Source organism: Ferdinandcohnia jepli, from assembly GCF_047246645.1.
Classification (GTDB): Bacteria; Bacillota; Bacilli; order Bacillales; family Bacillaceae_L; genus Ferdinandcohnia.
The window spans coordinates 66,961-89,648 of record NZ_JBFOKR010000001.1 but is presented as its reverse complement, the minus strand read 5'-3'; the positions used below and the strand labels follow the sequence as shown (position 1 = coordinate 89,648).

The window sequence follows — 22,688 nt, the reverse complement described above, 5'->3', positions numbered from 1 at the left end:
ACCCCTTTCTATTATCATTATCCAACTCGAATACCCTTCCCTAATAATATGTTTAAAGAATTTAACAATATAAAAGAGACAGCATCATACGTACTGTCTCTTACTAAATATTAACCAGCAATCTGCTGCTTAGATGTTTGCTCAGCAAGACGCTGTTTCTTCGACTTTTTAAAGAAGAATAACTCATATATTACAGGAACTACAATTAGTGTTAATAGCGTTGATACTGCTAAGCCACCTATTACCACAATCGCTAAGCTTTGTGATACAAGACTTCCCATTTCTGCTTTTTTGAACAACAACGGAAGCATGGCACAGATTGTTGCGATAGCCGTCATTAAAATAGGACGAAGACGAGTTGCTGCAGCATCTAAAATGGCATCTCGGATAATCATTTTTTCTTCGTTTTGCTTCACTCGATCTATTAATACAATCGCATTTGTCACAACGATACCTATTAACATTAATGCTCCTAATAGCGCGGTAATCTCAACTGGTATACGGCTTATTAGTAACCCTAATACTGCCCCGATCGCTGCTAGTGGTAATGAGAATAGGATTGCAAGTGGTGCACGCATTGTCTTAAATGTAATAACCATGATTAAGTACACAATCCCAATTGAAGCTGCCATGGTGATGAACAAGTCAGTAAAATCATCTGCTTGTTGAACAGATGCTCCACCAATGAGTACCTCTACGTTATCAGGTAACTTCATACCTTCTCCAGGTTTAACACCTTTAACAACTTTAGTAATTTCAGCAGCTACAACAGAGAGTTTTGCCGGGTCTACTTCAGCCATTACACGAATATACGTCTCTCCATCCATATGAAGAACCTGAGTAGATTGATTTTCAACAGTAAGCTCCGCTACATCTGTAATTGATACAAGGTTTTCACCAGACACAACCTTAATTTCTTCTAAATCATTCGTGGACTCAGGTGTAATAGATGCTTCTAAGAAGACAGTTGTGTTTGAACCATCAATTGATACATTTCCAATTGGCATACGATTTAATAGCATTCCTAGCTGCTGAGTTACTTCACCAGGATTAGCAACTTCAGAATCAACTGTAAATGTATAAACCGGTTTCTTCTCTTCTTGGTTTGTTTCAACTTTTTCTATCCCATCAATATCCTTGATTTCGTTCATCACATTTGTTGCTGTTTCTTCTATGTCAGCGATTTGATCACCGACAATATCAATTGTAATAGAAGAACCTCCACCTGCTGATAAAAGTGCAGCTGCACCAGCTACTAACTCTGCATTCGGGTACGCTTCTTTTTGTTGATTTACTTTTTCAATAAACCCTTCTGCGTCCGCACCCTCATTCATTAATATTGTAAAATTCGCTTTTGTTGGGGATTCAATCGTACCGAATTGTGCCGCGTCAGCACTATTCCCCAATTGTGTATACATTGATTTAATTTCGTCCTGATCTAATAAAAACGATTCAAGCTTTGTTGTGTTTTCACGTACCTCTTCTAATGGTGTTTCGTTTGGATAATCAAGCGATACCATAACAAGTTCAGCGTCTGAATTATCCAAAGCTCCTTTAGGCATGACAAAGTACGCACCAATAGAACCAACAAACAATAGGAATGATGTTAGAATCACTACCCATTTATGATTGAGGGACCAGCGTAACATTTTAACATAACCCTTTGGTGTACGATGTTGTGGTAGTTTTGCTTTACGTAAGAGTCCTGCACTCATTAACGGAACAACTGTTAATGCAACAAGTAAAGATGATAATAATGAATACGTAACGGTTAACGCAAATGGTAGTAAGAAATCCTTTAACCCTGCCCCCACTAAACCAAGTGGTAAAAATACCGCAACAGTTGTTAGTGTGGAGGAAGTGATTGCAGAAGCTACCTCTTTTGTCGCATCAATAACAAGCTGAATAGAGAACTTTTCAGTTTGCATTTTACGGAAGATATTCTCAATTACTACGATACTATCATCTACTAAACGTCCAACTGCAACTGCGACACCACCAATAGTAAGGATGTTTAGTGTGATACCAGATTGCTTTAGAAGGAATAAGGTAAAGCCTAATGATAAAGGAATCGAAACAATTGTAATAAATGTTGAACGTAAATTTCTAAGGAACAACATAATGACAATCGTTGCAAATAAAGCACCTAATAATACTTCTTTGATCATTGTGTTTACAGATGTAACAATCATATCTGCAGTTGAATAAAAGACAGAAACGTTGGCATCGTATTTTTCGGATAACTCTTTCGATACTTTTTTCACTTCATTTGCAATAGAAACTGCACTCGAATTACTATCTTTTACAACACTTGCAAGTAACGCATCTTCCCCATCAATTCGTGTGATATTTTCCTGAGGTTCTATTAATTCAACTGTAGCAATATCCTCCAGCTTTACTCCAGGAACAACCGGTAATGCTTTTATATCGTCAAGGCCCTCCAGAGTACTGACGACTTTAATATTACTTGCTTTTCCATCAATTGTTTTTTGCCCAACAGCGGCAGCAATGTTTTGACCTTGTAAGGCGCCTAATACAGCTTGTGCAGGAAGACCTGCTTGTTGAAGCTTTTCTTGGTCAAGCTCTATTGAAATCTCATTTCCCGCTCTTCCAAACATAGCAACATTTGCAACTCCATCAATGTCTTGAAGGGCTGGTAGAATTTTTTCCTGAGCCAACGTAATATTTTCTTCGGTGATTCCATCCTCAAACGTCATTGAAATATCGGCAATCGGAATCATGTCAGTATTAAGCTGTGAAACAATCGGCTTATTTGTCCCTTCCGGAAGCTGAACTCCAGCAAGTGCTTCCTGAACATCAAGCTTTGCTTGCTTCATATCAGTTCCAGCTTCAAAAAATAAATCAACCTTCGAAAAACCATCTCCAGTAGTGGAGAAGATTCCACTTTTTCCTTTTACAGATGTTACTGCCTTTTCGATTGGCGATGTTATCGTATCCGTCATTGTTTCAGCATCTGTCCCCTGCCCCATCACTATAACGGTGATCTGCGGATTATCAGCAGAAGGTAAGAACTCCATCGGCAACGTAAAATAACTTACAACGCCCATAACTAATACTAAAATTGTCGTCAGCGTAACTGCGGCCTTGTTTTTAAAAGACCATTTTGTAAACCATGTCATATTCAGTTTTCTCCTTTTAAAATAAAATAAGTGGGTGCTAGATATGTAGATTCAATACATTGTAGGTGTTGTCTATGGAGGATTAGATTGGATGTATAACAAAAGACACACAACAAAACTAGTGCAAAAGTAGTAGTGAACCAAAATTATTATATAGTTAATAGCATTAGAAGTAAATTCATTTTGAGTAAATTTATTGTAAAAAATGAAGAAATAGGAAAAGTAGTTAGTTTCTATATTAAAATGCACTATCACCTCTGGACACTTTCAAGAATACGATGGGTAAAAGTACTATTCTTTTGTAAGGAGGAACTTCATTGGCAATTTCATTCCCGGTAAATATCCGGACGGCTGTTATTCAAACTGGACCTAAAAGAATGGTCTTTTATCCACAGGTATTCGGTATGCAAGATGAAAGGCTTCAAAGGTACATGAACCGATGGATTGTTCATGAAACCCAAAAACTCATCGATAAGCAGGTTGGTGATTCACCTTCTACAGTAGTCGAAATGCTAGGTTCTTATGAAATCAAAAACAACCAACGTAATGTAGTGAGTCTATCGCTCTCTAATTACACGTACCACGACCGAGCAGCTCATGGTATGACCTACATTAGATCTCAAACTTTCGACTTGCAAGAGCAAAAACGTAGCATACTCAGTGATTTATTCAAGCCTGGCAGCAACTATATTCAGCGAATATCGGCGTTAATTCGTACGCAAATTGAGCAGCGTGAAATTCCGATAATAAATGGCTTTACCGAAATTAAGCCTAACCAAGACTTCTATGTTGCGGATCGTACTCTTGTCATCTACTTCCAACTCTATGATCTTACTCCATATGTTTACGGATTCCCGTTCTTCCCAATATCTGTATATGATCTTCAGGACATAATTCGTGAAGATGGACCACTTGGGAGATTATCGGCGAATAGTTGACCTCGGATATTTAATTATTTCACCATTAGAAAACTCGGCGATTGCCGAGCCTTTAGGCGACAGCAGAGGCGTAGTTGCACTTATGCAGATAGGAAAGAATTTTATGCTTTCCTATCTGCTAAAAAACAAAAACACCGCCGTTTGGCGGTATTTTTAATTAGTAGATTAGTTCATATTACTCGTTTTGTTTCGATTCATCTCTTTTAATTCGTCCCGAATATCCTTAAGATATTCATTTCTTTGTCTCATTGATTTTATAGTTGTAATAAGAAAGTAGAAACCAAAAACAATGATTCCAACGAAGAATAGAAGATTAAATACGCTAAAAAGTGCAAATGCTTCCATATTGTCCTCCAAACTAATTTTACTATATTAATAGTAACATATTCTTCCATGCAATTTCATGTTTTAATGGGCTACAGGACAAAGTAAGGAGTATTTTTGACAGTTATACCTCCCTAACCATCATTTCAAAAACCTCTTCAATACTCTTTGCATCTTTTAGTCTCTCTTCCCTTACCCACTTTTTAGCTAGTGTAACAGCTGCAGGATAGTCCTCGGCCATTTGTTCAATTACTGGCAATCCCTTCTCATACCCTACCTGCAGATCAAAATATACATTCAACAAGATAGATAGATTATCTAGATAGGGTATTGGCCCCTCAATTGAAATTTTCTTCCTACTTAAATACGGAGTTGTCCCTAGGAGATTGGTGCTCCCTCAATATTTATCCTTTGCTGCATATGCTAGATTTTTAATACCACTCATATAAAATGCTCCAAAACAAAGCGGACATGGCTCCATCGTTGTATATAGCACATATTGATTTACTTTTTTATGTACACGGTTATCCAGCTTGAGCATTGCATTCATTTCCGCATGCGCTAACTCGTTATGATAAATAACACTACCAGACAACTCCCCAAACACAGCACTTTTCCCTCTAGCAACAATCTCACCATCTGTATTCACAATCACGGAGCCAATCGGCCTTGAACCTTCTTGGCAGGACTTCCATGCTTCCTCAAAGGTCTGCTGCCAAATATAAGGAATGGTTGACCATTTCATCTTGTTCACATCCTATCAATTACTCTAAAAAATAGTATAAATTAATAGATTCAATATGAAAATATTTTTCCATGGAATTCCAAAATGATATGATAGGAGATAGATATATTTCAGGAGTGGATAAAATTGGCGCGCATTTTATATATAGAAGATGAAAAAGAGATTGGCTCTTGGGTATCAAAGAATTTGACTGATAGAGGCTATGATGTGACCTGGTTGCAATCAGGTCACGATTTCGAAAAACATCTGCCTACTTCAGATATTGCTATTCTTGATGTCATGTTACCTGGTTTAGATGGTTTTTCACTTGGAAAACGAATTAAAAAAGAAGTGAACGACCTACCAATTTTAATGCTTTCTGCACGATCTGCAGTAGAAGATAAAATTGATGGACTTAGCTTTGCTGATGACTATTTAACAAAACCATTTCATCCAGATGAGCTTGCAGCTCGTGTTGAGGTATTGTTACGAAGATATCAAAAGAATGAAGACACACTCGACCTGCAGCACCTGACTATTTTTACAAAAGACATGAGAATTGTTAATAACGAAACCGATGAAGAAATTCAATTAACAGGAAAGCAGTATCATATATTTCAATATTTCATTCGAAATTTAAATCAGATTTTAACAAAAGAACAGCTTTATGAAGGTGTTTGGGGAGAACAATACATAGAAGGTGACAAAACCCTGATGGTTCATATTCGATATCTTCGTGAAAAAATTGAAAAAGAACCTGCGTCTCCAACAATTATTGAGACAATTCGTGGTATCGGGTACCGGGTGAAGCGATGAGAAGATTTTTCAAATCACTTTTAGCCAAATACATGTTAATTATCTTTATGGCTTTGTTTCTGATTCAATCTGCGTATCTTTTACTTGCTACTTTCATTACAATTGGAGAGAACATCCAAAAGTCCGAAGAAGAAGAATTTCATCCAACTGTAATTGAAGAAAGATGGCATGCCGATGCCAGACAAATACAGAACAGTTCAGAAATAGATGGATTATTCGAAGGTTGGAAAAGAGAGTTTCCTGATGCAACAATGTTTTGGATTGATGAAACTGGAAGTCTTGAAAAGCAACTTGATGTAAAAAAACAACTACCTTCCAAATGGACACCAAGCTTCACCGCAAAATTTATAAAAGAACGCTACGGCGGCGATCCATTCACCGTTATTGCGTTTGTAGGAGAGAATGAAAACCAGGGTTTTGTTGTTCTTGAAATTCCAAGGGCCGCGTTTACGGCACCTGTTATTGAGGCATATGATAATTACGGAGCAATCTTACTGGTTGGTTTCTTTGCTATTATTATCTTGTTTGTCGGTATATCTTTCTTATTTTTCAGAGGAATACGCAACCGACTTTTACAACTCCAAAATGCAATGGAATTACGAGATATGGACGGATTACCAATTGATGTACTTGTGAAGAAAGATGATGAAATCGGTCAGTTAGAACAAACATTTAATGGAATGGTCACAGAGCTCAGAGAAAGTAAGAAGCGTGAACAAGAAGAGGAACAAATCCGTCGAGAACTCATTGCGAACCTATCTCACGACCTGAGAACTCCATTAACGAAAATACGAGCACAAACGTATTCCATTATAAAAGAAGATCTGTCCACTGAAGGACAAGCGGCAGTCAAAGCACTAGAATCATCCATTGTAAACATAGACAGTTTGATTGAGAATTTAATGTCATACACCCTACTCACAGCTAAGAAGTATAAATTCGAACCAAAAGCGACTGATGTCATTCGTTTTGTCAGAGAGAGTCTTGCCAGTTGGTATCCAGTCTTTGAAAAAGAAGGCTTTGATACAGAAATTGAATTGGATAATTTTACTGAAAAAAATTGGATGGTCGACCCGATTTGGTTTGGAAGAATACTTGATAACCTTTTCCAAAATATTTTGCGCCATGCAAATGATGGTAAGTATATTAAAGTGTCTACAGAATCGAATGAGGAACACGACATAATAATCATTTCTGACCGTGGAAAAGGGTTGAAAAACGAATCCACTGAAAAAGGTGCCGGTATTGGTCTCTCCATTGTAGACATGATGGTTAAAAATATGAATCTGGACTGGGATATACAATCCGATAGTAATGGAACAACAATAAGAATACTGAAACACAAATAAAGGTGTAGTTGAGTGAAGCAAGTTCTCCATTCAACTGCATTTTTTCTTTTTAAACAAATTTTAACCTTTCCCTACCTATTGTTTTAACCTTTCTCACCTATGATAGATTGTGAGGTGAGTTACATGGAATATGTAGTTGAAACGAAAAATTTATCAAAGAAGTTTGGTCGCGAAAATGCAGTTATGGATGTAGACTTAAAAATTAAAAAAGGTGAAATCTATGGATTCCTTGGACCTAATGGGGCTGGAAAAACAACTACCATTCGAATGCTTCTAGGTTTAATGAAGCCTACCACTGGATCCATTCATATTTTACAAAAGAATTTAGTAAAAGAACGGATTGATATTTTAAAAAGGGTCGGTTCATTGGTAGAAAACCCATCTTACTACCCACATCTTACAGCTTACGAGAATCTCGAAGCATTACGCAAAATACTCGGTTCCCCTAAACAAAGAATTCATGAAGTACTTGAGATCGTTCGCTTGTCTGACGTAGGAAACAAAAAAGTGAAGGGATTTTCACTTGGAATGAAACAGCGTTTAGGAATTGCTGCTGCACTACTAAACAATCCTGAACTACTAATCTTAGACGAGCCAACAAACGGACTAGACCCTTCTGGAATCATAGAAATAAGAAACCTAATTAAAAGGTTACCATCCGAATATGGAGTAACTGTTTTAATCTCAAGTCATTTACTATCCGAAATTGACCAAATGGCTACAACCGTTGGAATCATAACAAAAGGCAAACTGATATTTCAAGATTCTATAGAATCATTACGGTTATACGCACAGCAAAAAGTCATTTTAGAGGTCAGCCAACATCAAGATGCTTGGAGAACACTTCTTGCTAGTGGAATCAAATCCGATCTTATGAAAGAATCAATCTATTTAGAGAACGGTTCAAATGAGAATGTTGCGAATGCAGTTCGAACCCTCGTCCAAGATGGATATTCTGTCTATCGAGTGAGAGAAGATAAACGTTCATTAGAGGATATCTTCCTGCAGCTAACAACGGAGGAGAAGATAGGATGATAGGTTCAATATTACATGCTGATTTTTTAAAAATAAAACGTAAAGGAATTTGGTTTCTAACGGTGTTGGGACCATTCGGAGTGATAGCCCTACAAATGGTGAACTACGGGGTTCGGAAAGATTATCTATTACAGCAGAGTGATAATGATTGGCTTTATTATATTGAGAATGTTAGTGGATTTACTCCGCTAGCACTCGTCTTAGGTATTGCCATCTTAACTTCATTAATGGCTAGCATTGAAAATGAAACGAATGCATGGAAACAGATACTGGCACTTCCTGTTTCTAAGATGAGTGTGTATTTGTCTAAGTTTACAGTTCTAGCCTGCCTGCTATTTGCTTCGTCAGTCTTATTATTATTTTTCACATTGGCATATGGTATATTCCTAGACTTTGATCAGCCTATTCCTTTTGCGGATTTGTTTCAATACAGCTTTTATCCATTCTTTGCTGCATTACCTGTTTTGGCATTACAGCTTTGGGTGGCAACGGTTTCTCAGAATCAAGGAATTCCAATTACGACAGGGGTTTTAGGCTTTGTCTTTACCTATTCTGCATACTTTTTACCAGATTGGATGATTTGGAAATGGCCATCTTTAAATAATGAATGGAATGAACCTATTCTAAATGTATTGCTAGGTATTGGAGTCGGTGTTCTTCTATATGTAGCAGGTATGATAGATTTTACGAGAAGGGATGTAAAATAGATGATAAAGCTGTTGCAGTCAGAATGGTATAAATTATGGAAATCAAAGATCCTTTCAATTATCTTAGTGGGTCCATTGGTTGGTTTATTAGTAGGATTTGGTGCTGGTTTCATTGACGATTTTGAAGGAAACAAGTGGTACATCACCCTCCTTTCAATGAACTTGACATATGCATTACTCTTTTTACCAATGATTACGGGTGTACTGGCAAGTTGGATTTGCCGCTATGAACATGTTGCAGGCGGTTGGAAACAGCTTTTAGCCTTGCCTGTATCGAGAGGAAAAGTCTTTACAGCAAAATATGTACTATTACTATTTGTCGTATTTATCATCCAACTAATGTATTTGGGTACTGTTTTTCTCATTGGCACTATATTGAATTTCTCTGATCCTTTTCCGTTAGAAATTGTTTGGAAAAGTATCATCGGTGGATGGGTCGCAACCTTTCCCTTAGTAGCGTTACAGTTATGGATGTCAATTCTGTTTAAGAGTTTTGCGGCTCCATTTGCAGTTAATATTGTTTTTACATTACCATCTATTTTGGCTATTAACTCAGAACGTTTCGGTCCCTATTATCCTTGGGCCCAGCCGTTTTCAATGATGTATGTGGGAGGAAACACAAACGACGTATTCTTTATCCCTTGGGAGCAATTACTAACAGTTGTTGGCGGAAGCTTTGTCCTTTTCTTTGTTGGGGGATATTTGTACTTTCAGAGGAAGGCAATATAATTGTGCAGGCTGTGGTCTTCACCCACAGCCCACACTCTTCATAAAATTTATTCAAGCGACACATCTAAATACCCGGTAACTAATACTACCAAAGTACTTTTCCGTTAATTCCTCATGTTTTTCAATTACTTTGGCACACCGTGGGTCTATATCCTTTGAAGGTATAAAATCATTAGCCTCAAATTGATCTACATGTTTGCTAGTCTCAACGTTCAAAATTGATACTTCTCTGAAACCCGCTTTTTTAAAGTAAGCCTGCCATTCAGATACACTTAATAACTTCGATATCCCATAGAAATCAGCGATTTCCTTTCTAACTTCACTTGGACAGTTTGGGTCAACTACCATTTCAATTCCAAGGAATATTCCTTTCGGCTTTAAAACTCTCTTATATTCTCCTAAACTAGCAGTAACATGTGTAAATATAGTCACCGATTCTGAAAGTAGCAAATCAAAACTCTTGTCCTCAAATGGCAATTTTTCAGTTGTCCCATATACGAGAGTAATTGGTAAACGAGTTTGCCTAAATCGTCTCCTAGCCTTTTCTAGCATTACTCTATTGTTATCCATAGCAGTAACATGACAACGAAATTGTTTTGCAAGGTAGGCTGATGTAAGTCCTGTACCACAACCCACATCAAGGATAGCTGTATCTTTAGCAACGTTTTCTTTTAACAACAATTGTTTTGTAAGTGAAAGTCCCCCAGGGTGTGCACCTCCAACTCCATAAAGTGACAAGCATTCCAGATATGAATATTTCAAAGTAACTCCACCAACTTATCTTCAATTTTTAAACCCTCTAATCAAAAGTCATTAGATATATTTCAGTGTATGGTTAAAACCTATGAAGGGTAGAGGTCAAATGTACCAGGACATTGATGAAAATCTTTTCTTAGTTTTACTTAGGCATTAACCTAAGTACAGAAAAAATGGGTAAATGCCCCTTACAAATATCGTGTAATTACATAGTGTAATAACTATACAGAGCTTAGGAGGTGTTCTAGATGAGTGAAGCTGTTGGAGCTGGCTTTGGCTACGGTGGAGGCTTTGCTTTAATCGTGGTATTGTTTATCCTACTGATTATTGTAGGCTCTGCTTATGTTGGATTTGGATACTAAACTAGAAAACTGTTAGGAGGATTACTATGCACTTTGGAATGGGTTACGGACACGATTGTGGCTGTGGAGGATATGGCTATGGTGCACCTGTGGCTGGAGTAGGCTTTGGGCCAGGTAGCTGGTTTGCGCTAATCGTCGTATTATTTATTCTCCTCATTATTGTAGGAGCTGCATGGTGTTAAGGACCATCACTAACAATTTTGGATACTTGTTACAACTAAGTTGTTACTGATAATTTTGCAAACAAAATACAAATGCACTCCGATATGGGGTGCATTTTGTCAGTTATCTATTGTTATTTAGTAAGAAATAATAGAAAAGATCTTATGATTCTTTTATTTTAAGATATCTTCCGCAAAGTAAATAGAAATCAAAAGGAAAATTATGTTATTTTATGTTATAATTATCTTAACCTTCAAAAAGCGAAATATAATTCATATTGGGAGTGTGCTGCAAATGGTAAAAAAAAGTGTAGGTATCTCTTTTGTAGCTATGTCAACCATCTTAATATTGTTGAGTTTTATAGGCAAAACCATGTGGGCTGCTGAAGTTGAAAAAACGCTTAGTAATTCTGGCTTATTCTTATTCTTGACTGGTCTTGTATGTTTATCTTGGGGAAAATATGATGAATCTAAAAGAGGAAAGAATGATTTAACGGAATAATATATTCCTCCTTAGAAAGATAAATACATGTGGTACATCTTCCAATATGTTGTACAATGAATAAACTCATTCGTATAAATAACGCGTGATCCCCTCATGGGTCACGCATTTTTAATAGATTTTAATTTGATTTTACAAACAAAACCTACAATAACCTTATATTCCGGCTTTCGCACTCGTTGATGATCTCATCACTCCAAACGGATACCTGTACTTCCCCGATATGTGCTTTCTTTAACAAAAACATGCACAATCTGGATTGACCAATTCCACCTCCGATCGTGTACGGCAACTCTCGTTCAAGAATGGCTCTATGATAAGGAAGCTCCATTCTCTCTTCATTTTTTGCAAATTTCAATTGCTTCAACAATGCCTTTTCGTCTACCCTAATTCCCATTGATGAAATTTCAATAGATTGTTGCAAAAGTGGACTCCAAAAAATCAAATCTCCGTTTAATCTCCAGTCATCATAATCTGGAGAACGTCCGTCATGTCTTTCCCCTGAACGCATTCTCCCGCCAATTTGCATGATAAAGACAGCACCATGTTTTTTTGCAATGAGGTCTTCCCTAGTTTTTGGAGATTGATCTGGGTACCTGTCCTCCAATTCTTGGGACGTCACAAAGTAAATTTCGTCAGGTAAAACGGGTGTAAGACTAGAATGATATTGATACATATGTTGCTCAGTATCTTTTACTGCGTTGTAGATTTTTTTCACTTCTGCCTTAAGCGTTCGTAGATTACGCTGAGGCCTAGTGATTACCTTTTCCCAATCCCATTGGTCAACATAAATGGAATGGAGATGATCAAGTATTTCGTCACGCCGAACAGCATTCATATACGTATAAAGTCCTCTACCAGGATTGAAACCATACTTATTAAGAGCAACCCTTTTCCACTTTGCCAGTGATTGCACAACCTCAATTTGATGGTTCTTAATATCTAATGCTTCAAACGAAAGCACACGCTCTTCACCATTTAAATTATCGTTAATCCCTTTACCATCCCTCACCAGCAATGGTGCTGACACCTTGAGTAGGTTTAAAGTTTCAGAAAGTGCATTCTCAAAATAATTCTTCAGTTCATTAATAGCCTTCTCAGTTTCTATAAAATCAAGAATGGGTGTGTATCCTTTTTTTAGAATTGAAGTCTTGGAAATAGTGATCGCCTCCAGTAATACATTGTCACTTTAACGTAATGCAATACTTATTACCTTATGAATTGTATGCTGGAGATGAGCGTTTTACATGTTGTACAGAGGATTTTTTTGATTAGAATGTGATTGAGGTAAAAGTTGGGTTAGGATATAGCCATTTCATCAGAAATATATGTCCCTCCAAACCAATGTTATAGCCCACTCGGTAAAGAATATGTCCCTCCAAACCATTGTTATAGCCCACACGGTAAAGTATATGTCCCACCAAACCAATGTTATAGCCTACTCGGCAAATTATATGTCCCACCAAACCAATGTTATAGCCCACACGATAAAGTATATGTCCCACCAAACCAATGTTATAGCCCACACGAAAAAGTATATGTCCCACCAAACCAATGTTATAGCCAGAACGTCTTATATTAAGTAGACACGCAAATAAAAAAAGAGCCCAAACCTGAGCTCTAGTCCATCACGAAGTTCTTTCCTTTTTCTGCAGTAAAACTGCTGCAATAACGATAACCCCTTTAAACGCTTCGCGCAAGAATGGTGGCACTCCAAATAAGTTTAGTAGATTGTTCATTACAGCGATGATTAACATTCCATACACTGTTCCAAGGATAAATCCTCGTCCACCCATCATATTGGTTCCACCAACAACAGCTGCGGCGATTGCATCCATTTCCATCCCACGACCGGCATTGGAAAAATCCATAGACCCGATACGGGATACTTGAATAATAGCTGCTATTGAAACAAGTAGACCCATCAATGCGTACACACGTAGTTTTACTTTTTCAACATTAATCCCAGAAAGCTTTGCAGCACGTTCATTTGATCCAACTGCAATAATTTGTCTTCCGAAGGTTGTGCGCTTAGAAACATAGTAAAGGATAAATGCAATGAACGCCCAATAGATAATTGGCATCACCATAAAATTGCCTATTCGGAAACTGGCAATCTGTAAGAAATCCATCGGTACCGTTGGATTGTAGCCTTGCATGAAGTGCTGAGTAACACTTCTAAAAATCATCATCGCACCAAGTGTCGCAATGAATGGGGGTACATTTCCTTTTGTAATCGTTACTCCGATAAGTGACCCCAACAAATAACCAAGGAGTAACACTAGTAAAATGGTTACGATGAAAGCTGGTACTCCTTCTAAGCCGATCATTGCTAAATAGCCTTTTGTGCCAGTATCCAGTAGCATCATCGTGAAGGCACCAGTTACAACAAGAGTAGAACCAACGGCTAAATCGATACCGCCTGTCATGATGACAAAGGTCATACCAAGCGCAACAATGGCTGTTCCGGCATTATTTCTAAGGATATTTATCCAGTTATTAATCCAAGATTGAAACCATGCACCGAACGAATCATAGTCAAATCCGAGTACCAATGTTTGGAGGATAACCATGATAATAAGTGCAATCGCAATGCTGAATAAAGGATCATTGACCCACTTATATTTAAACCATTCAAAAAAGTTCTTCTTATTGTTAATCGTTGTATTTTCTATACTCGGTTTCATTTTAGCTTACCTCTCCCTTACCTAAGTCCCCACCGGTAGCAAGACTCATGATCGTGTGCTCATTCATAGCCTCACCTGCAACCTCTCCTTGAATGACGCCATGGTACATGACAAGCGCTCGGTCACAAACACGAATAATTTCATTTGCTTCGCTGGAGAGTACGATTACAGCAATGTTTTCTTCAGCTAGTTTTAAGATTATGTCATAAATATCTTCTTTGGCTCCTACATCCACACCTTGGGTAGGGTTATCTAAGATTAGCAGTTTAGGGTTTGCAGCTAACCATTTCGCGAGAACAACCTTTTGCTGATTTCCACCTGATAGACTTGTAATACTGTCTGTAAGCTCGCCCATCTTTAAGCGAAGAGCCTGGCGGTGCTCTGCGAAGGTTTCCTTATGCTTCTTCGTATTAATAATTCCTCTGTTCGAAAATTTCGGCCAGGTAACAATTGACGCATTTTCCATGATGTCCATATCCTTGATGATGGCATTTTCTTTTCGATTTCGAGGTAGATATGCAATACCTTCCTGGATAGCTTGGGTTGTACGATTAATTTTCACTTCATTGCCATTTAAAAAGATTTTTCCGGATGAAATTTTTTCTGCTCCAAAAATCGATAAAAAGAGTTCACTACGCCCATCTCCTAAAAGACCGGTAAATCCTACGATCTCACCTGCTCTAATCGAAAAGTTTATATCACGAAAAGCATGGTTATAAGTTAATCCTTCGACACGGATAATTTCTTCACCAAGTTTTTTCTCTCGTAGTAACGGTTCAGTTCTCACATCATACCCAACCATAAAACGAGCCAGATCGTTAGTGTTTACATCGCTAACATTTCCCTCAGCAACTAGATTCCCATCTCTCAAAACAACATAGCGACTACAAACTTGCATCACTTCATTTAATTTATGGGAGATAAATATTATCCCTACATTGTGCTCTTGTAATGTTTTCATCATCGCAAAAACGCGTTCAATTTCCTGCTCTGTTAATGATGTTGTCGGCTCATCCATAATGATAATGGAAGCGTTTGTCATCATCGCGCGGCAAATCTCAACAATTTGTTTATAAGAAGCGTCAAGGTCGCGAACCATTGTATCCGGATCCAGATTAATGTTCATTTGCTTGAACATCTTTTCCGTTTCTTGGCGCATTTTTTCCAGATCTAAAAAACCTCGTTTTGTTTTTAGTTCTCTTCCTAAAAACATATTTTCATAGATTGGTAAGTCATTAATTAAGTTAAGCTCCTGATGAATAAAGGCAATCCCGGATTCTTGGGAATGAGCTGGTGTTAGAAACACAACTTCCTTTTCATCTACTAAAATGGAACCGGAATCCATTTGATGCACCCCACCAAGGATGTTCATAAGTGTTGATTTTCCTGCACCATTTTCACCTAAAAGCGCACATATTTCTCCACCTTTTATTGTTAGAGATACATCCTTTAGTACATCATTACTTCCAAACGACTTGACGATATTTTTCATTTCTACAATCATGAAATCACACCCATTTCTTTGAAGAAAAAGAGGCTATAGCTCTGCCATAACCTCTTCATTTTAAAGTCTACAACTTAGTACGGCGAACCTGCATCAAGGAATTCTTCATAGTTATCTCTGTCAACAACTGTTGTTGGAATGATTGTTTCCATTTCAACATCTTCACCTTTTAACACTTTAAGCGCTACGTCTACAGCATCTTTAACCATTGCTGGGCTGTATAGTGCGGATTGAATCCAAAGGTCTTCGTTTTCTGGCATCATTTTGAAGTATTCCTGCATACCTCCACCGCCAGTTACGACCTTAATGTCTGTTCTACCTGATTCTCTGATCGCTTGTAGTACCCCAATAGAAGTTTCATCGTCTAAAGAGTAAACAGCATCAATTTTAGCATTACTTGTTAAGATGTCAGCGAAGTCCTTTAATCCGTCTTCACGTGTAAATTGTGTAGCATATGTTAATAGATTCATATCTGGTGCGATTTCTTTCATTGTGTCAACGAAACCTTTTGTACGTAGTTCTGATACTGATCCTGAAGTAGGAACTTCAAGGACTACTACATTACCTTCTGTACCAATTTTATCCACAATGTACTTTGCACCTTGAACACCCATGTCTTCGTTATCACCAGCAACACGGTATACACCTTCCGCATCAATTACGATATCAAAGTTTACAACCTCGATACCCGCATCCAATGCACGTTGAATTGGCACTTCCATACCTTCCCATTGTGGGAATGCAACAATTGCCTCTGCTCCCCATGTCATCAAATCATCTAATTGTGAAGTCATTTCTTCGGCATTACTACTTGTTTGAATTTGGTACTCAATTTCATCACCAAGTTCTTTTGCACGAGCTTCCGCATGGTAAGCAACCGCAGCTACCCAACCATGTGTAACAGCAGGTGCCAGAATTCCGATTTTATGCTTATCTCCTGAATCACCAGAATTCGCATCATCACCTGGTTCATTACTTGTACCTTCTGAATTACATGCAGTTAAAAGTGGAATCATAATCAATAACAGCAACATAAACAAATTAAAAGCTTTCTTCATTAAAATAACCTCCCCTAATTAGTTAAAATAGAAATCTAAAAAATAGATTTGAAACCTTCTTCAATAAACTTTTAGTCTCTCTCTTTGAAGTTTCATGAAAGGCTATACTGATCAAATGCGCCTTGGCGTAATTGCGCCCGATTTTTTCGAGCTTGCTCGATAAGGTGAAACTTCAAGCAGGGGGGCTTCATTCCCCACTGATTGTTAGTTGCGGCCCACAGGAAGTGGGTCACACAGACGTTGCCACAGGACGTGGCGCTGTTGGTCTGTGTTCACTTTCCGGCATTAACTGGCAGTTCCCCCCACGGGGGTTAATGCCAGTTAATGCCGGAAAAATTTCCTTTTAAAAATCGAGGATCCGCCGGAGGCTTTAACTTTATTCAGTCGGAGTTTGAACCCCGTCTGAAATGTATACTCTTTTTGCATTCCTCTCCCACTTATAGAAGTAGGGAACTTTGCTGAATAAAGTTAAAATACTAAGATGTTATTCTTAAGCGCTTTCAATTTTCATATAAATGCACTATGTTTCCTGTTTCTAAGGAGCGTTCGATTGCCTTCAATACTTGTAATGTATAAAGGACATCCTCCAAAGGTATTACTGTGTTTTCTACATTTTTCTCTATACAATTTACAAAATACATTAATTCATTTTGAAAAGCGTCAACTTTTTCATATTCAATAGCGGATGATTGACCATTGGAATAGTAGAGTAATTGATTGTTATTCTCTTCAATATTCTCAATGTTTTCACCTGCAGCGATTTGAAAATCCAGTGTACCTTGAGATGCTTGTGCTCGAAGTGACATGGTAAAAGGGAATCCGTTTGACATACGTTGTGATGCTTCAACAAACGCCTTGCTTTTATTCGTAAAGGTGAGAGTTGTCATCACATGGTCCCATGCACCATATTTGTTCTGATTTCCAACCGCATATACCGACTCGACTTCCCCTAGTAAATAGGTGAGAAAGTCAATATCGTGGATATGAAGATCGTACAGAGCACTCCCGCCTTTTTCAGGGTATTGAAACCAATCACTCCAAGTAGGCGTTTGACCTAACCGCTTCGCATGAACAATATCAATATCCTTTAACTGCTCAGATTCACTATATGCTTTGATAGCCTGATACTCCGGCCAAAATCGTAGTACATGCCCAACAAATAACTTCACATTATGTGTTGTAACTTCTTCAATGATTCGATGTGCAGAATCCATCGTTAATGTTAGTGGTTTTTCACAAATGATATGCTTTCCAGCCCTAGCTGCCTTGACGATATATTCTTCATGTAAAAAGGTTGGTAAGCAGATATCAATGATATCTATTTCCTTGTTTTTTAATAGTTCTTCATAGTCAGAGACAAAGGAACCTTTAAAAGTACTCGTAATTTCCTGATCATGCACTTCTTTTCTCGTACAAATCGCCACTACCTTGCAGTTAGTAAGCTGCTGGTAGGCTTGATAATGAGTTTTTCCTATAAAACCTAACCCAACAAGACCAATGTTTTTCATTATGTCCTCCTTCTATCCTCTTACCCTAGCAATCTTGTAAGATAGTTGAAAGACCTTTTTACCGCTTCATTCACTTCATCCAGATTGGCGGGACCAGCAGGAGTAAATTCGATTTCCACACTAATTGGACCCTTATAATTTGCATTTGTAAGCGGTTTAAATAGTTTAGAAAAGTCTAGTTCTCCATCTCCAATAGCAGGAAAATTCCACTCATTATACGCTCCAAGCTTATCCTTTAAGTGGATAAACTCAACATAGTCTACCGAAGCCTCCAAGTCTTCATAAGGAAGGATATTCCCATAAAAGATGACGTTCGCCGTATCATAATTAATTTTGACACGGTCATTCAATGATTGTGCCAGCTTTTTTAAAGATGTGCCTGTAGCAAAGTTATTACCATGTGTTTCAAGTACGAGAACTTTATTTAATTTCTCACATTTCTCGATAATTGGTTCTAAATTCTTTACCAAAACTGCTTCATCTTCAATGACATCTGCATCATTATGCGCATCACCTGTTGCAGTAATGACATACTTACAATCAAATTCCACTGCCAGATCAATGCTTTTTAGTAAATTTGCGATGCCATCCTCTCTCATTACGTTACTATGTGCACCAATGCCTACACATTTCATTCCATACGATCGAAGTAATTCCTTAATCTCGGATAATTGTTTTGATGACATCTCCGGTAATACATGGCCTGTATGGTCTTTTACGGCAGCTAACTCGATCTGGGTGAACCCTGCTTCACTTGCTCCTTTTACTGCATCCTCTAAAGAATAGCCGTGGTATGTATTGGAATTGATCGCAAGCTGTTGTAACATGTCAACCCTCCTGTCAAATATGTAATTGATTACATACTGTAATGGCGGTACATTGTACAACCAATATCAAAGATGCAACTTGAACTATTTTAGTCCGTATGTAATCCGTTACATTTATCATAAAAGAAAATAATATCTCAGTCAATGAATTTTGAATATTTTTACTTATCCATTAATAGTACCTTAGTCATATATATGATACTCTAGCAAAAATAAGTAACCGTTTTCAAAATGATTTTATGAACCTAGGATTTTTTCAACCACCTTAAGTGACGCAAGTGCTTGCTGTCCTGTTACCATAGGCTCTTTATCATTGATGATGGCATCTACAAATGAATCAATTACTCCGGAGAGTGTTTGGTTTTCATTTGTTTGAATAGGTTCTAGTTCATATTTAACAGTAGTTCCATCCTTCATTTCTACTACAAGCTGTGCTTCGGGGTCTTGATAGATTTTAAGAATTCCCTTTTGACAATAAATCGTTGTTGAATTATCTTCAGAACCGTAATAGGTCCACGAAAAAGATGCTGTACCTAAGCGCCCTTTCTTCGTTTTTAATGCGCATACGACATTGTCGCAAACCTCAATTGGGTTACCATTTTCATCAACTTTGTCTAACGCACCGTGAAAGGCGTGCACATCTTCTATTTCATCATCCAAAAGATAATGAATCAAATCAATTTTATGAATTCCAAGATCTCCTGCTACACCTGAATGTGAGCGACTTTTCTTAAAAAACCAAGTAGCATTTGTTTTGTCAACGCCCCAAGTTTCAGGACCCTGGTGGCCAAATGACGTTTTAAAAGTTAATACCTCACCTAGTTCCTTTTTATCAAGAAGTTCCTTCGCTTTTTGATGAGCTTTTGTGAAACGTTGGTTTTGATCAATCATCAACTTCTTACCGGACTTTCGCTCGGCCTCAAGGATTTCCTCGGCATATTTGACACTAATCGCCAATGGCTTTTCACATAATACATGCTTTCCACTTAACAATGCCTGAGTCGTATTGATATGATGTGCTTCATTTGAAGAACAGTCACTAATTGCTGTGATCGTTGGATCATTAAAAAGTTCTTCAACTGTTTCAACAACAGTTCCATTAAATTCTTTTGCTAGTGCATGAGATCTTTCTGGATTACGGTCATAAAATACAATTTCATCCACATGCGGATTGGCTTTATACTCAGGTGCATGTCGGTGCTTTGTGATCGAGCCACACCCAATGATGCCTACTTTTATTCCCATAACTCACAACCTCCTTTTCCCTTCTTATCCCATTGTTGACTCACGGATAATCAACTCATGGTCTAAGACGATATTTTCGACTTTTTCACCCTTAATGCTAGATATCAGCATGTTTGCAGCAATTGTACCCATTTTATACATTGGCTGAGAAATCGTTGTTAAAGTTGGGTTTGTCATATTAGAAAATGAAATATTGTCAAAACCAACTACTGCTATATCATTTGGTACATGTAGGCCACTAACATTAATACCTTTCAATGCTCCAATTGCCAATGTATCAGATACAGCAAAAACAGCGGTCGGCTTTTCCTCTAATTGAAGCAGCATTCTCATCGCTTGAATACCACTCTGAAAATCAAGCTCCTTTGTGTGGTAAATCCATTCGTCACGTATTGGAAGATTAAATTCCTTTAATGCACGTTCGTACCCACTTCTCCGTTGCCGAGCATACAAAAACTTCTCATCTGAATTAATGAGTGCAATTTTTTCGTTACCCAGTTTAATCAGATGTTTAACAGCTTGATAGGCTGCTAATTCATTATCAATCGTAACGTATGGAATACTACCGCCTTCCTCATATTCACTACACAGAATGACAGAATAATGCTCAGCTAATTCAGTCAGTTTTTGCATATTAACTGTTGGATCCATTGAGATAACACCATCAGCCAGCTTATTTTTTATCATATTAAAATAAATATTTTCCCGCTGTGGACTCGAATCAGTTTCACATAGAAGGATGTTATAGTTGTTAGCAATGGCTGTATTCTGAATACCATTAATTATTTCTGTGTAAAAAGGATTTGAAATACTCGGTAGTAGCACTAATAAAAGACGACTTTCTGAGTTTCGTAGATTTCTGCCTAGCATACTTGGTTCATAATTTAGATCTTTAATAGCATTTTCAACCTTCAGCCTTGTTTTCGGGCTTACAGAAGTAGCGTTGTTGAGGACCCTCGAAACCGTTGCAACGGAAACACCTGCTTTTTGAGCTACCTGTTGAATATTTGCCATGATGGTTCCCACTTTCAATTATATGTTCATTTTTTGTAATCGATTACAAGTACAATTGTAAAATTCACTGATTTGTTTGTCAATAATTAACTTTTGAAGAAAATAATTAGGTTTTTTGGTATTGTTTTGGTAATTATTTTTGTTATAATCGTATGTAACGGATTACATTAACGATTAAGGAGGTCATACGATGAAGTTAGGAGTTTTTACAGTTCTATTTTCGGATAAATCATTAGATGATATGTTAGACCACGTTGCTGCAAAAGGCATTGAAGCCGTTGAAATCGGCACTGGTGGATACCCTGGTGATGCCCATTGTAAGCTTGATGAATTATTGAATGATGAGAAAAAACAGCAAGAGTTTATGGAAAAAATCTCGTCTCGCGGCTTAATTGTAAGCGCTTTAAGTTGTCACGGTAACCCGCTCCACCCACAAAAGCCAATTGCAGAAGAAGCTGATCAAGTATTTACAAAGACAGTACAGCTTGCTAGTAAACTAGGAATTCCTGTAGTGAATACTTTCTCAGGCTGCCCTGGTGACCATGAAGGTGCGAAATACCCGAACTGGCCAGTTTCACCATGGCCAAATGAATATCAGGAAATTTTAAAATGGCAATGGGAAGAAAAAGTGATTCCGTACTGGAAGGAAAAAGCAGCCTTCGCAGAACAACATAATGTTAAGATCGGACTTGAATTACATGGTGGGTTCTCTGTACATACACCTGCTACCCTGCTTCGACTACGTGAGGAATGCGGCCAGGCAATCGGTGCCAATCTTGACCCAAGCCATATGTGGTGGCAAGGCATTGACCCAGTAGAATCTATTAAAATACTAGGACGAGAAAATGCGATTCACCACTTCCATGCTAAAGACACTATTATCGACCAACCAAACATGAATCGCAACGGATTAACAGATATGACACCTTACTCTGATATGAGAAACCGCGCCTGGTACTTCCGCACAGTTGGCTTCGGCCACGACTCAAAAGTATGGGCCGATATGGTGAGTACCCTGCGTCTATATGGCTATGACTACGTCGTAAGTATCGAACACGAAGACGGACTAATGTCTATCGACGAAGGCTTCACAAAAGCAGTCAACACGTTGAAACCAGTGATGGTTAAGGAATCTATTGGGGATATGTGGTGGTCATAGGACTATAACAGGTGCGTGCTGGGACGAAGGGACAGGTCCCTTGTCCAAGAATTCCGCTGGACTCTTTAATGAATACTAAAATAAAAGCATGTGCCGGGGTGGGCACATGCTTTTTTGGATGGTTATATACGTCTAAACTTTTT

At 37.9% G+C, this 22,688-nt stretch carries 23 protein-coding genes; 10 read left to right on the top strand and 13 right to left on the bottom strand.

The window, feature by feature from the left end; genetic code table 11:
• Positions 1–110: 110 nt before the first annotated feature.
• Positions 111–3,140 carry an efflux RND transporter permease subunit gene (locus tag AB3M96_RS00460; protein WP_412965582.1) on the bottom strand — a complete coding sequence of 1,010 codons (3,030 nt, stop codon included), beginning with the start codon at positions 3,138–3,140 and terminating at the stop codon, positions 111–113.
• 317 nt (positions 3,141–3,457) lie between these two features.
• Here AB3M96_RS00460 and AB3M96_RS00455 point away from each other — a divergent pair, with 317 nt between their 5' ends.
• Positions 3,458–4,078, top strand: a complete 621-nt coding sequence (locus tag AB3M96_RS00455; RefSeq protein WP_412965581.1) for a DUF3298 and DUF4163 domain-containing protein — start codon at positions 3,458–3,460, stop codon at positions 4,076–4,078.
• A 165-nt stretch (positions 4,079–4,243) separates the two neighbouring features.
• Here AB3M96_RS00455 and AB3M96_RS00450 read toward each other — a convergent pair whose 3' ends face one another.
• The 3 genes from AB3M96_RS00450 to AB3M96_RS00440 all read right to left on the bottom strand — a co-directional run bounded on the left by AB3M96_RS00450 (position 4,244) and on the right by AB3M96_RS00440 (position 5,147).
• Positions 4,244–4,423: a hypothetical protein gene (locus tag AB3M96_RS00450; protein ID WP_412965580.1), complete on the bottom strand. Its 180-nt coding sequence runs from the start codon at positions 4,421–4,423 to the stop codon at positions 4,244–4,246.
• Between the two features lie 103 nt (positions 4,424–4,526).
• Complete coding sequence (locus tag AB3M96_RS00445; RefSeq protein WP_412965579.1) at positions 4,527–4,706, bottom strand: hypothetical protein; 180 nt, start codon at positions 4,704–4,706, stop codon at positions 4,527–4,529.
• Between the two features lie 93 nt (positions 4,707–4,799).
• Complete coding sequence (locus AB3M96_RS00440; protein ID WP_412965578.1) at positions 4,800–5,147, bottom strand: nucleoside deaminase; 348 nt, start codon at positions 5,145–5,147, stop codon at positions 4,800–4,802.
• A 126-nt stretch (positions 5,148–5,273) separates the two neighbouring features.
• On the opposite strand from AB3M96_RS00440, the gene AB3M96_RS00435 reads away from it, so the two are divergent.
• The 5 genes from AB3M96_RS00435 (at position 5,274) to AB3M96_RS00415 (ending at position 9,762) form a co-directional block, all read left to right on the top strand.
• Positions 5,274–5,942 carry a response regulator transcription factor gene (locus AB3M96_RS00435; RefSeq protein WP_412965577.1) on the top strand — a complete coding sequence of 223 codons (669 nt, stop codon included), beginning with the start codon at positions 5,274–5,276 and terminating at the stop codon, positions 5,940–5,942.
• Positions 5,939–7,291 carry a sensor histidine kinase gene (locus AB3M96_RS00430; protein WP_412965576.1) on the top strand — a complete coding sequence of 451 codons (1,353 nt, stop codon included), beginning with the start codon at positions 5,939–5,941 and terminating at the stop codon, positions 7,289–7,291. Before AB3M96_RS00435 ends, AB3M96_RS00430 begins: the two co-directional genes overlap by 4 nt.
• 123 nt (positions 7,292–7,414) lie before the next feature.
• The gene (locus tag AB3M96_RS00425; RefSeq protein WP_412965575.1) at positions 7,415–8,326 is read left to right on the top strand and encodes an ABC transporter ATP-binding protein; all 912 of its coding nucleotides are present in this window, start codon (positions 7,415–7,417) and stop codon (positions 8,324–8,326) included.
• Entirely contained in the window at positions 8,323–9,033 is a 711-nt protein-coding gene (locus tag AB3M96_RS00420) for an ABC transporter permease (RefSeq protein WP_412965574.1), read from the top strand. The genes AB3M96_RS00425 and AB3M96_RS00420 overlap by 4 nt, the downstream gene beginning before the upstream one ends.
• A complete protein-coding gene (locus tag AB3M96_RS00415) occupies positions 9,034–9,762 on the top strand; it encodes an ABC transporter permease (protein WP_412965573.1) in 729 nt (242 codons plus the stop codon).
• 51 nt (positions 9,763–9,813) lie between these two features.
• Here the strand turns inward: AB3M96_RS00415 and AB3M96_RS00410 are convergent, their stop codons facing one another.
• Positions 9,814–10,524 carry a class I SAM-dependent methyltransferase gene (locus AB3M96_RS00410; protein ID WP_412965572.1) on the bottom strand — a complete coding sequence of 237 codons (711 nt, stop codon included), beginning with the start codon at positions 10,522–10,524 and terminating at the stop codon, positions 9,814–9,816.
• A gap of 242 nt (positions 10,525–10,766) precedes the next feature.
• Here AB3M96_RS00410 and AB3M96_RS00405 point away from each other — a divergent pair, with 242 nt between their 5' ends.
• From AB3M96_RS00405 to AB3M96_RS00395, 3 genes are all read left to right on the top strand, one after another.
• A complete protein-coding gene (locus AB3M96_RS00405) occupies positions 10,767–10,880 on the top strand; it encodes a YjcZ family sporulation protein (RefSeq protein ID WP_412965571.1) in 114 nt (37 codons plus the stop codon).
• 26 nt (positions 10,881–10,906) lie between these two features.
• Positions 10,907–11,062, top strand: a complete 156-nt coding sequence (locus AB3M96_RS00400; protein WP_412965570.1) for a YjcZ family sporulation protein — start codon at positions 10,907–10,909, stop codon at positions 11,060–11,062.
• A 274-nt stretch (positions 11,063–11,336) separates the two neighbouring features.
• Entirely contained in the window at positions 11,337–11,543 is a 207-nt protein-coding gene (locus AB3M96_RS00395; RefSeq protein ID WP_412965569.1) for a hypothetical protein, read from the top strand.
• Between the two features lie 145 nt (positions 11,544–11,688).
• On the opposite strand, the gene asnA is transcribed toward AB3M96_RS00395, so the two are convergent.
• The 8 genes from asnA to AB3M96_RS00355 all read right to left on the bottom strand — a co-directional run bounded on the left by asnA (position 11,689) and on the right by AB3M96_RS00355 (position 21,386).
• Complete coding sequence (asnA, locus tag AB3M96_RS00390; protein ID WP_412965880.1) at positions 11,689–12,687, bottom strand: aspartate--ammonia ligase; 999 nt, start codon at positions 12,685–12,687, stop codon at positions 11,689–11,691.
• Positions 12,688–13,171: 484 nt separating this feature from the next.
• Entirely contained in the window at positions 13,172–14,230 is a 1,059-nt protein-coding gene (locus tag AB3M96_RS00385) for an ABC transporter permease (RefSeq protein ID WP_412965568.1), read from the bottom strand.
• Position 14,231: 1 nt separating this feature from the next.
• On the bottom strand, positions 14,232–15,734 hold the full coding sequence (locus AB3M96_RS00380; protein WP_412965567.1) for a sugar ABC transporter ATP-binding protein: 1,503 nt from the start codon (positions 15,732–15,734) through the stop codon (positions 14,232–14,234).
• A gap of 74 nt (positions 15,735–15,808) precedes the next feature.
• Positions 15,809–16,792 carry an ABC transporter substrate-binding protein gene (locus AB3M96_RS00375; protein WP_412965566.1) on the bottom strand — a complete coding sequence of 328 codons (984 nt, stop codon included), beginning with the start codon at positions 16,790–16,792 and terminating at the stop codon, positions 15,809–15,811.
• 500 nt (positions 16,793–17,292) lie between these two features.
• On the bottom strand, positions 17,293–18,300 hold the full coding sequence (locus tag AB3M96_RS00370) for a Gfo/Idh/MocA family protein (RefSeq protein WP_412965565.1): 1,008 nt from the start codon (positions 18,298–18,300) through the stop codon (positions 17,293–17,295).
• A gap of 20 nt (positions 18,301–18,320) precedes the next feature.
• Entirely contained in the window at positions 18,321–19,127 is an 807-nt protein-coding gene (locus AB3M96_RS00365; protein WP_412965564.1) for a sugar phosphate isomerase/epimerase family protein, read from the bottom strand.
• A 237-nt stretch (positions 19,128–19,364) separates the two neighbouring features.
• Positions 19,365–20,372: a Gfo/Idh/MocA family protein gene (locus AB3M96_RS00360; RefSeq protein ID WP_412965563.1), complete on the bottom strand. Its 1,008-nt coding sequence runs from the start codon at positions 20,370–20,372 to the stop codon at positions 19,365–19,367.
• Positions 20,373–20,396: 24 nt separating this feature from the next.
• A complete protein-coding gene (locus AB3M96_RS00355) occupies positions 20,397–21,386 on the bottom strand; it encodes a LacI family DNA-binding transcriptional regulator (protein ID WP_412965562.1) in 990 nt (329 codons plus the stop codon).
• Between the two features lie 190 nt (positions 21,387–21,576).
• Between AB3M96_RS00355 and AB3M96_RS00350 the strand changes: the two genes are divergently transcribed.
• Positions 21,577–22,545, top strand: coding sequence for a sugar phosphate isomerase/epimerase family protein (locus AB3M96_RS00350; protein WP_412965561.1), 969 nt, complete (start codon positions 21,577–21,579; stop codon positions 22,543–22,545).
• Positions 22,546–22,688: the final 143 nt, after the last annotated feature.

Excerpts from the sequence above, each read along its gene's own strand:
- AB3M96_RS00460 (WP_412965582.1), bottom strand. The coding sequence starts at position 3,140 with ATGACATGGTTTACAAAATGGTCTTTTAAAAACAAGGCCGCAGTTACG.
- AB3M96_RS00450 (WP_412965580.1), bottom strand. The coding sequence starts at position 4,423 with ATGGAAGCATTTGCACTTTTTAGCGTATTTAATCTTCTATTCTTCGTT.
- AB3M96_RS00440 (WP_412965578.1), bottom strand. The coding sequence starts at position 5,147 with ATGAAATGGTCAACCATTCCTTATATTTGGCAGCAGACCTTTGAGGAA.
- AB3M96_RS00430 (WP_412965576.1), top strand. The coding sequence starts at position 5,939 with ATGAGAAGATTTTTCAAATCACTTTTAGCCAAATACATGTTAATTATC.
- AB3M96_RS00425 (WP_412965575.1), top strand. The coding sequence starts at position 7,415 with ATGGAATATGTAGTTGAAACGAAAAATTTATCAAAGAAGTTTGGTCGC.
- AB3M96_RS00420 (WP_412965574.1), top strand. The coding sequence starts at position 8,323 with ATGATAGGTTCAATATTACATGCTGATTTTTTAAAAATAAAACGTAAA.
- AB3M96_RS00415 (WP_412965573.1), top strand. The coding sequence starts at position 9,034 with ATGATAAAGCTGTTGCAGTCAGAATGGTATAAATTATGGAAATCAAAG.
- AB3M96_RS00405 (WP_412965571.1), top strand. The coding sequence starts at position 10,767 with ATGAGTGAAGCTGTTGGAGCTGGCTTTGGCTACGGTGGAGGCTTTGCT.
- AB3M96_RS00400 (WP_412965570.1), top strand. The coding sequence starts at position 10,907 with ATGCACTTTGGAATGGGTTACGGACACGATTGTGGCTGTGGAGGATAT.
- AB3M96_RS00395 (WP_412965569.1), top strand. The coding sequence starts at position 11,337 with ATGGTAAAAAAAAGTGTAGGTATCTCTTTTGTAGCTATGTCAACCATC.
- AB3M96_RS00385 (WP_412965568.1), bottom strand. The coding sequence starts at position 14,230 with ATGAAACCGAGTATAGAAAATACAACGATTAACAATAAGAAGAACTTT.
- AB3M96_RS00380 (WP_412965567.1), bottom strand. The coding sequence starts at position 15,734 with ATGATTGTAGAAATGAAAAATATCGTCAAGTCGTTTGGAAGTAATGAT.
- AB3M96_RS00375 (WP_412965566.1), bottom strand. The coding sequence starts at position 16,792 with ATGAAGAAAGCTTTTAATTTGTTTATGTTGCTGTTATTGATTATGATT.
- AB3M96_RS00370 (WP_412965565.1), bottom strand. The coding sequence starts at position 18,300 with ATGAAAAACATTGGTCTTGTTGGGTTAGGTTTTATAGGAAAAACTCAT.
- AB3M96_RS00365 (WP_412965564.1), bottom strand. The coding sequence starts at position 19,127 with ATGTTACAACAGCTTGCGATCAATTCCAATACATACCACGGCTATTCT.
- AB3M96_RS00360 (WP_412965563.1), bottom strand. The coding sequence starts at position 20,372 with ATGGGAATAAAAGTAGGCATCATTGGGTGTGGCTCGATCACAAAGCAC.
- AB3M96_RS00355 (WP_412965562.1), bottom strand. The coding sequence starts at position 21,386 with ATGGCAAATATTCAACAGGTAGCTCAAAAAGCAGGTGTTTCCGTTGCA.
- AB3M96_RS00350 (WP_412965561.1), top strand. The coding sequence starts at position 21,577 with ATGAAGTTAGGAGTTTTTACAGTTCTATTTTCGGATAAATCATTAGAT.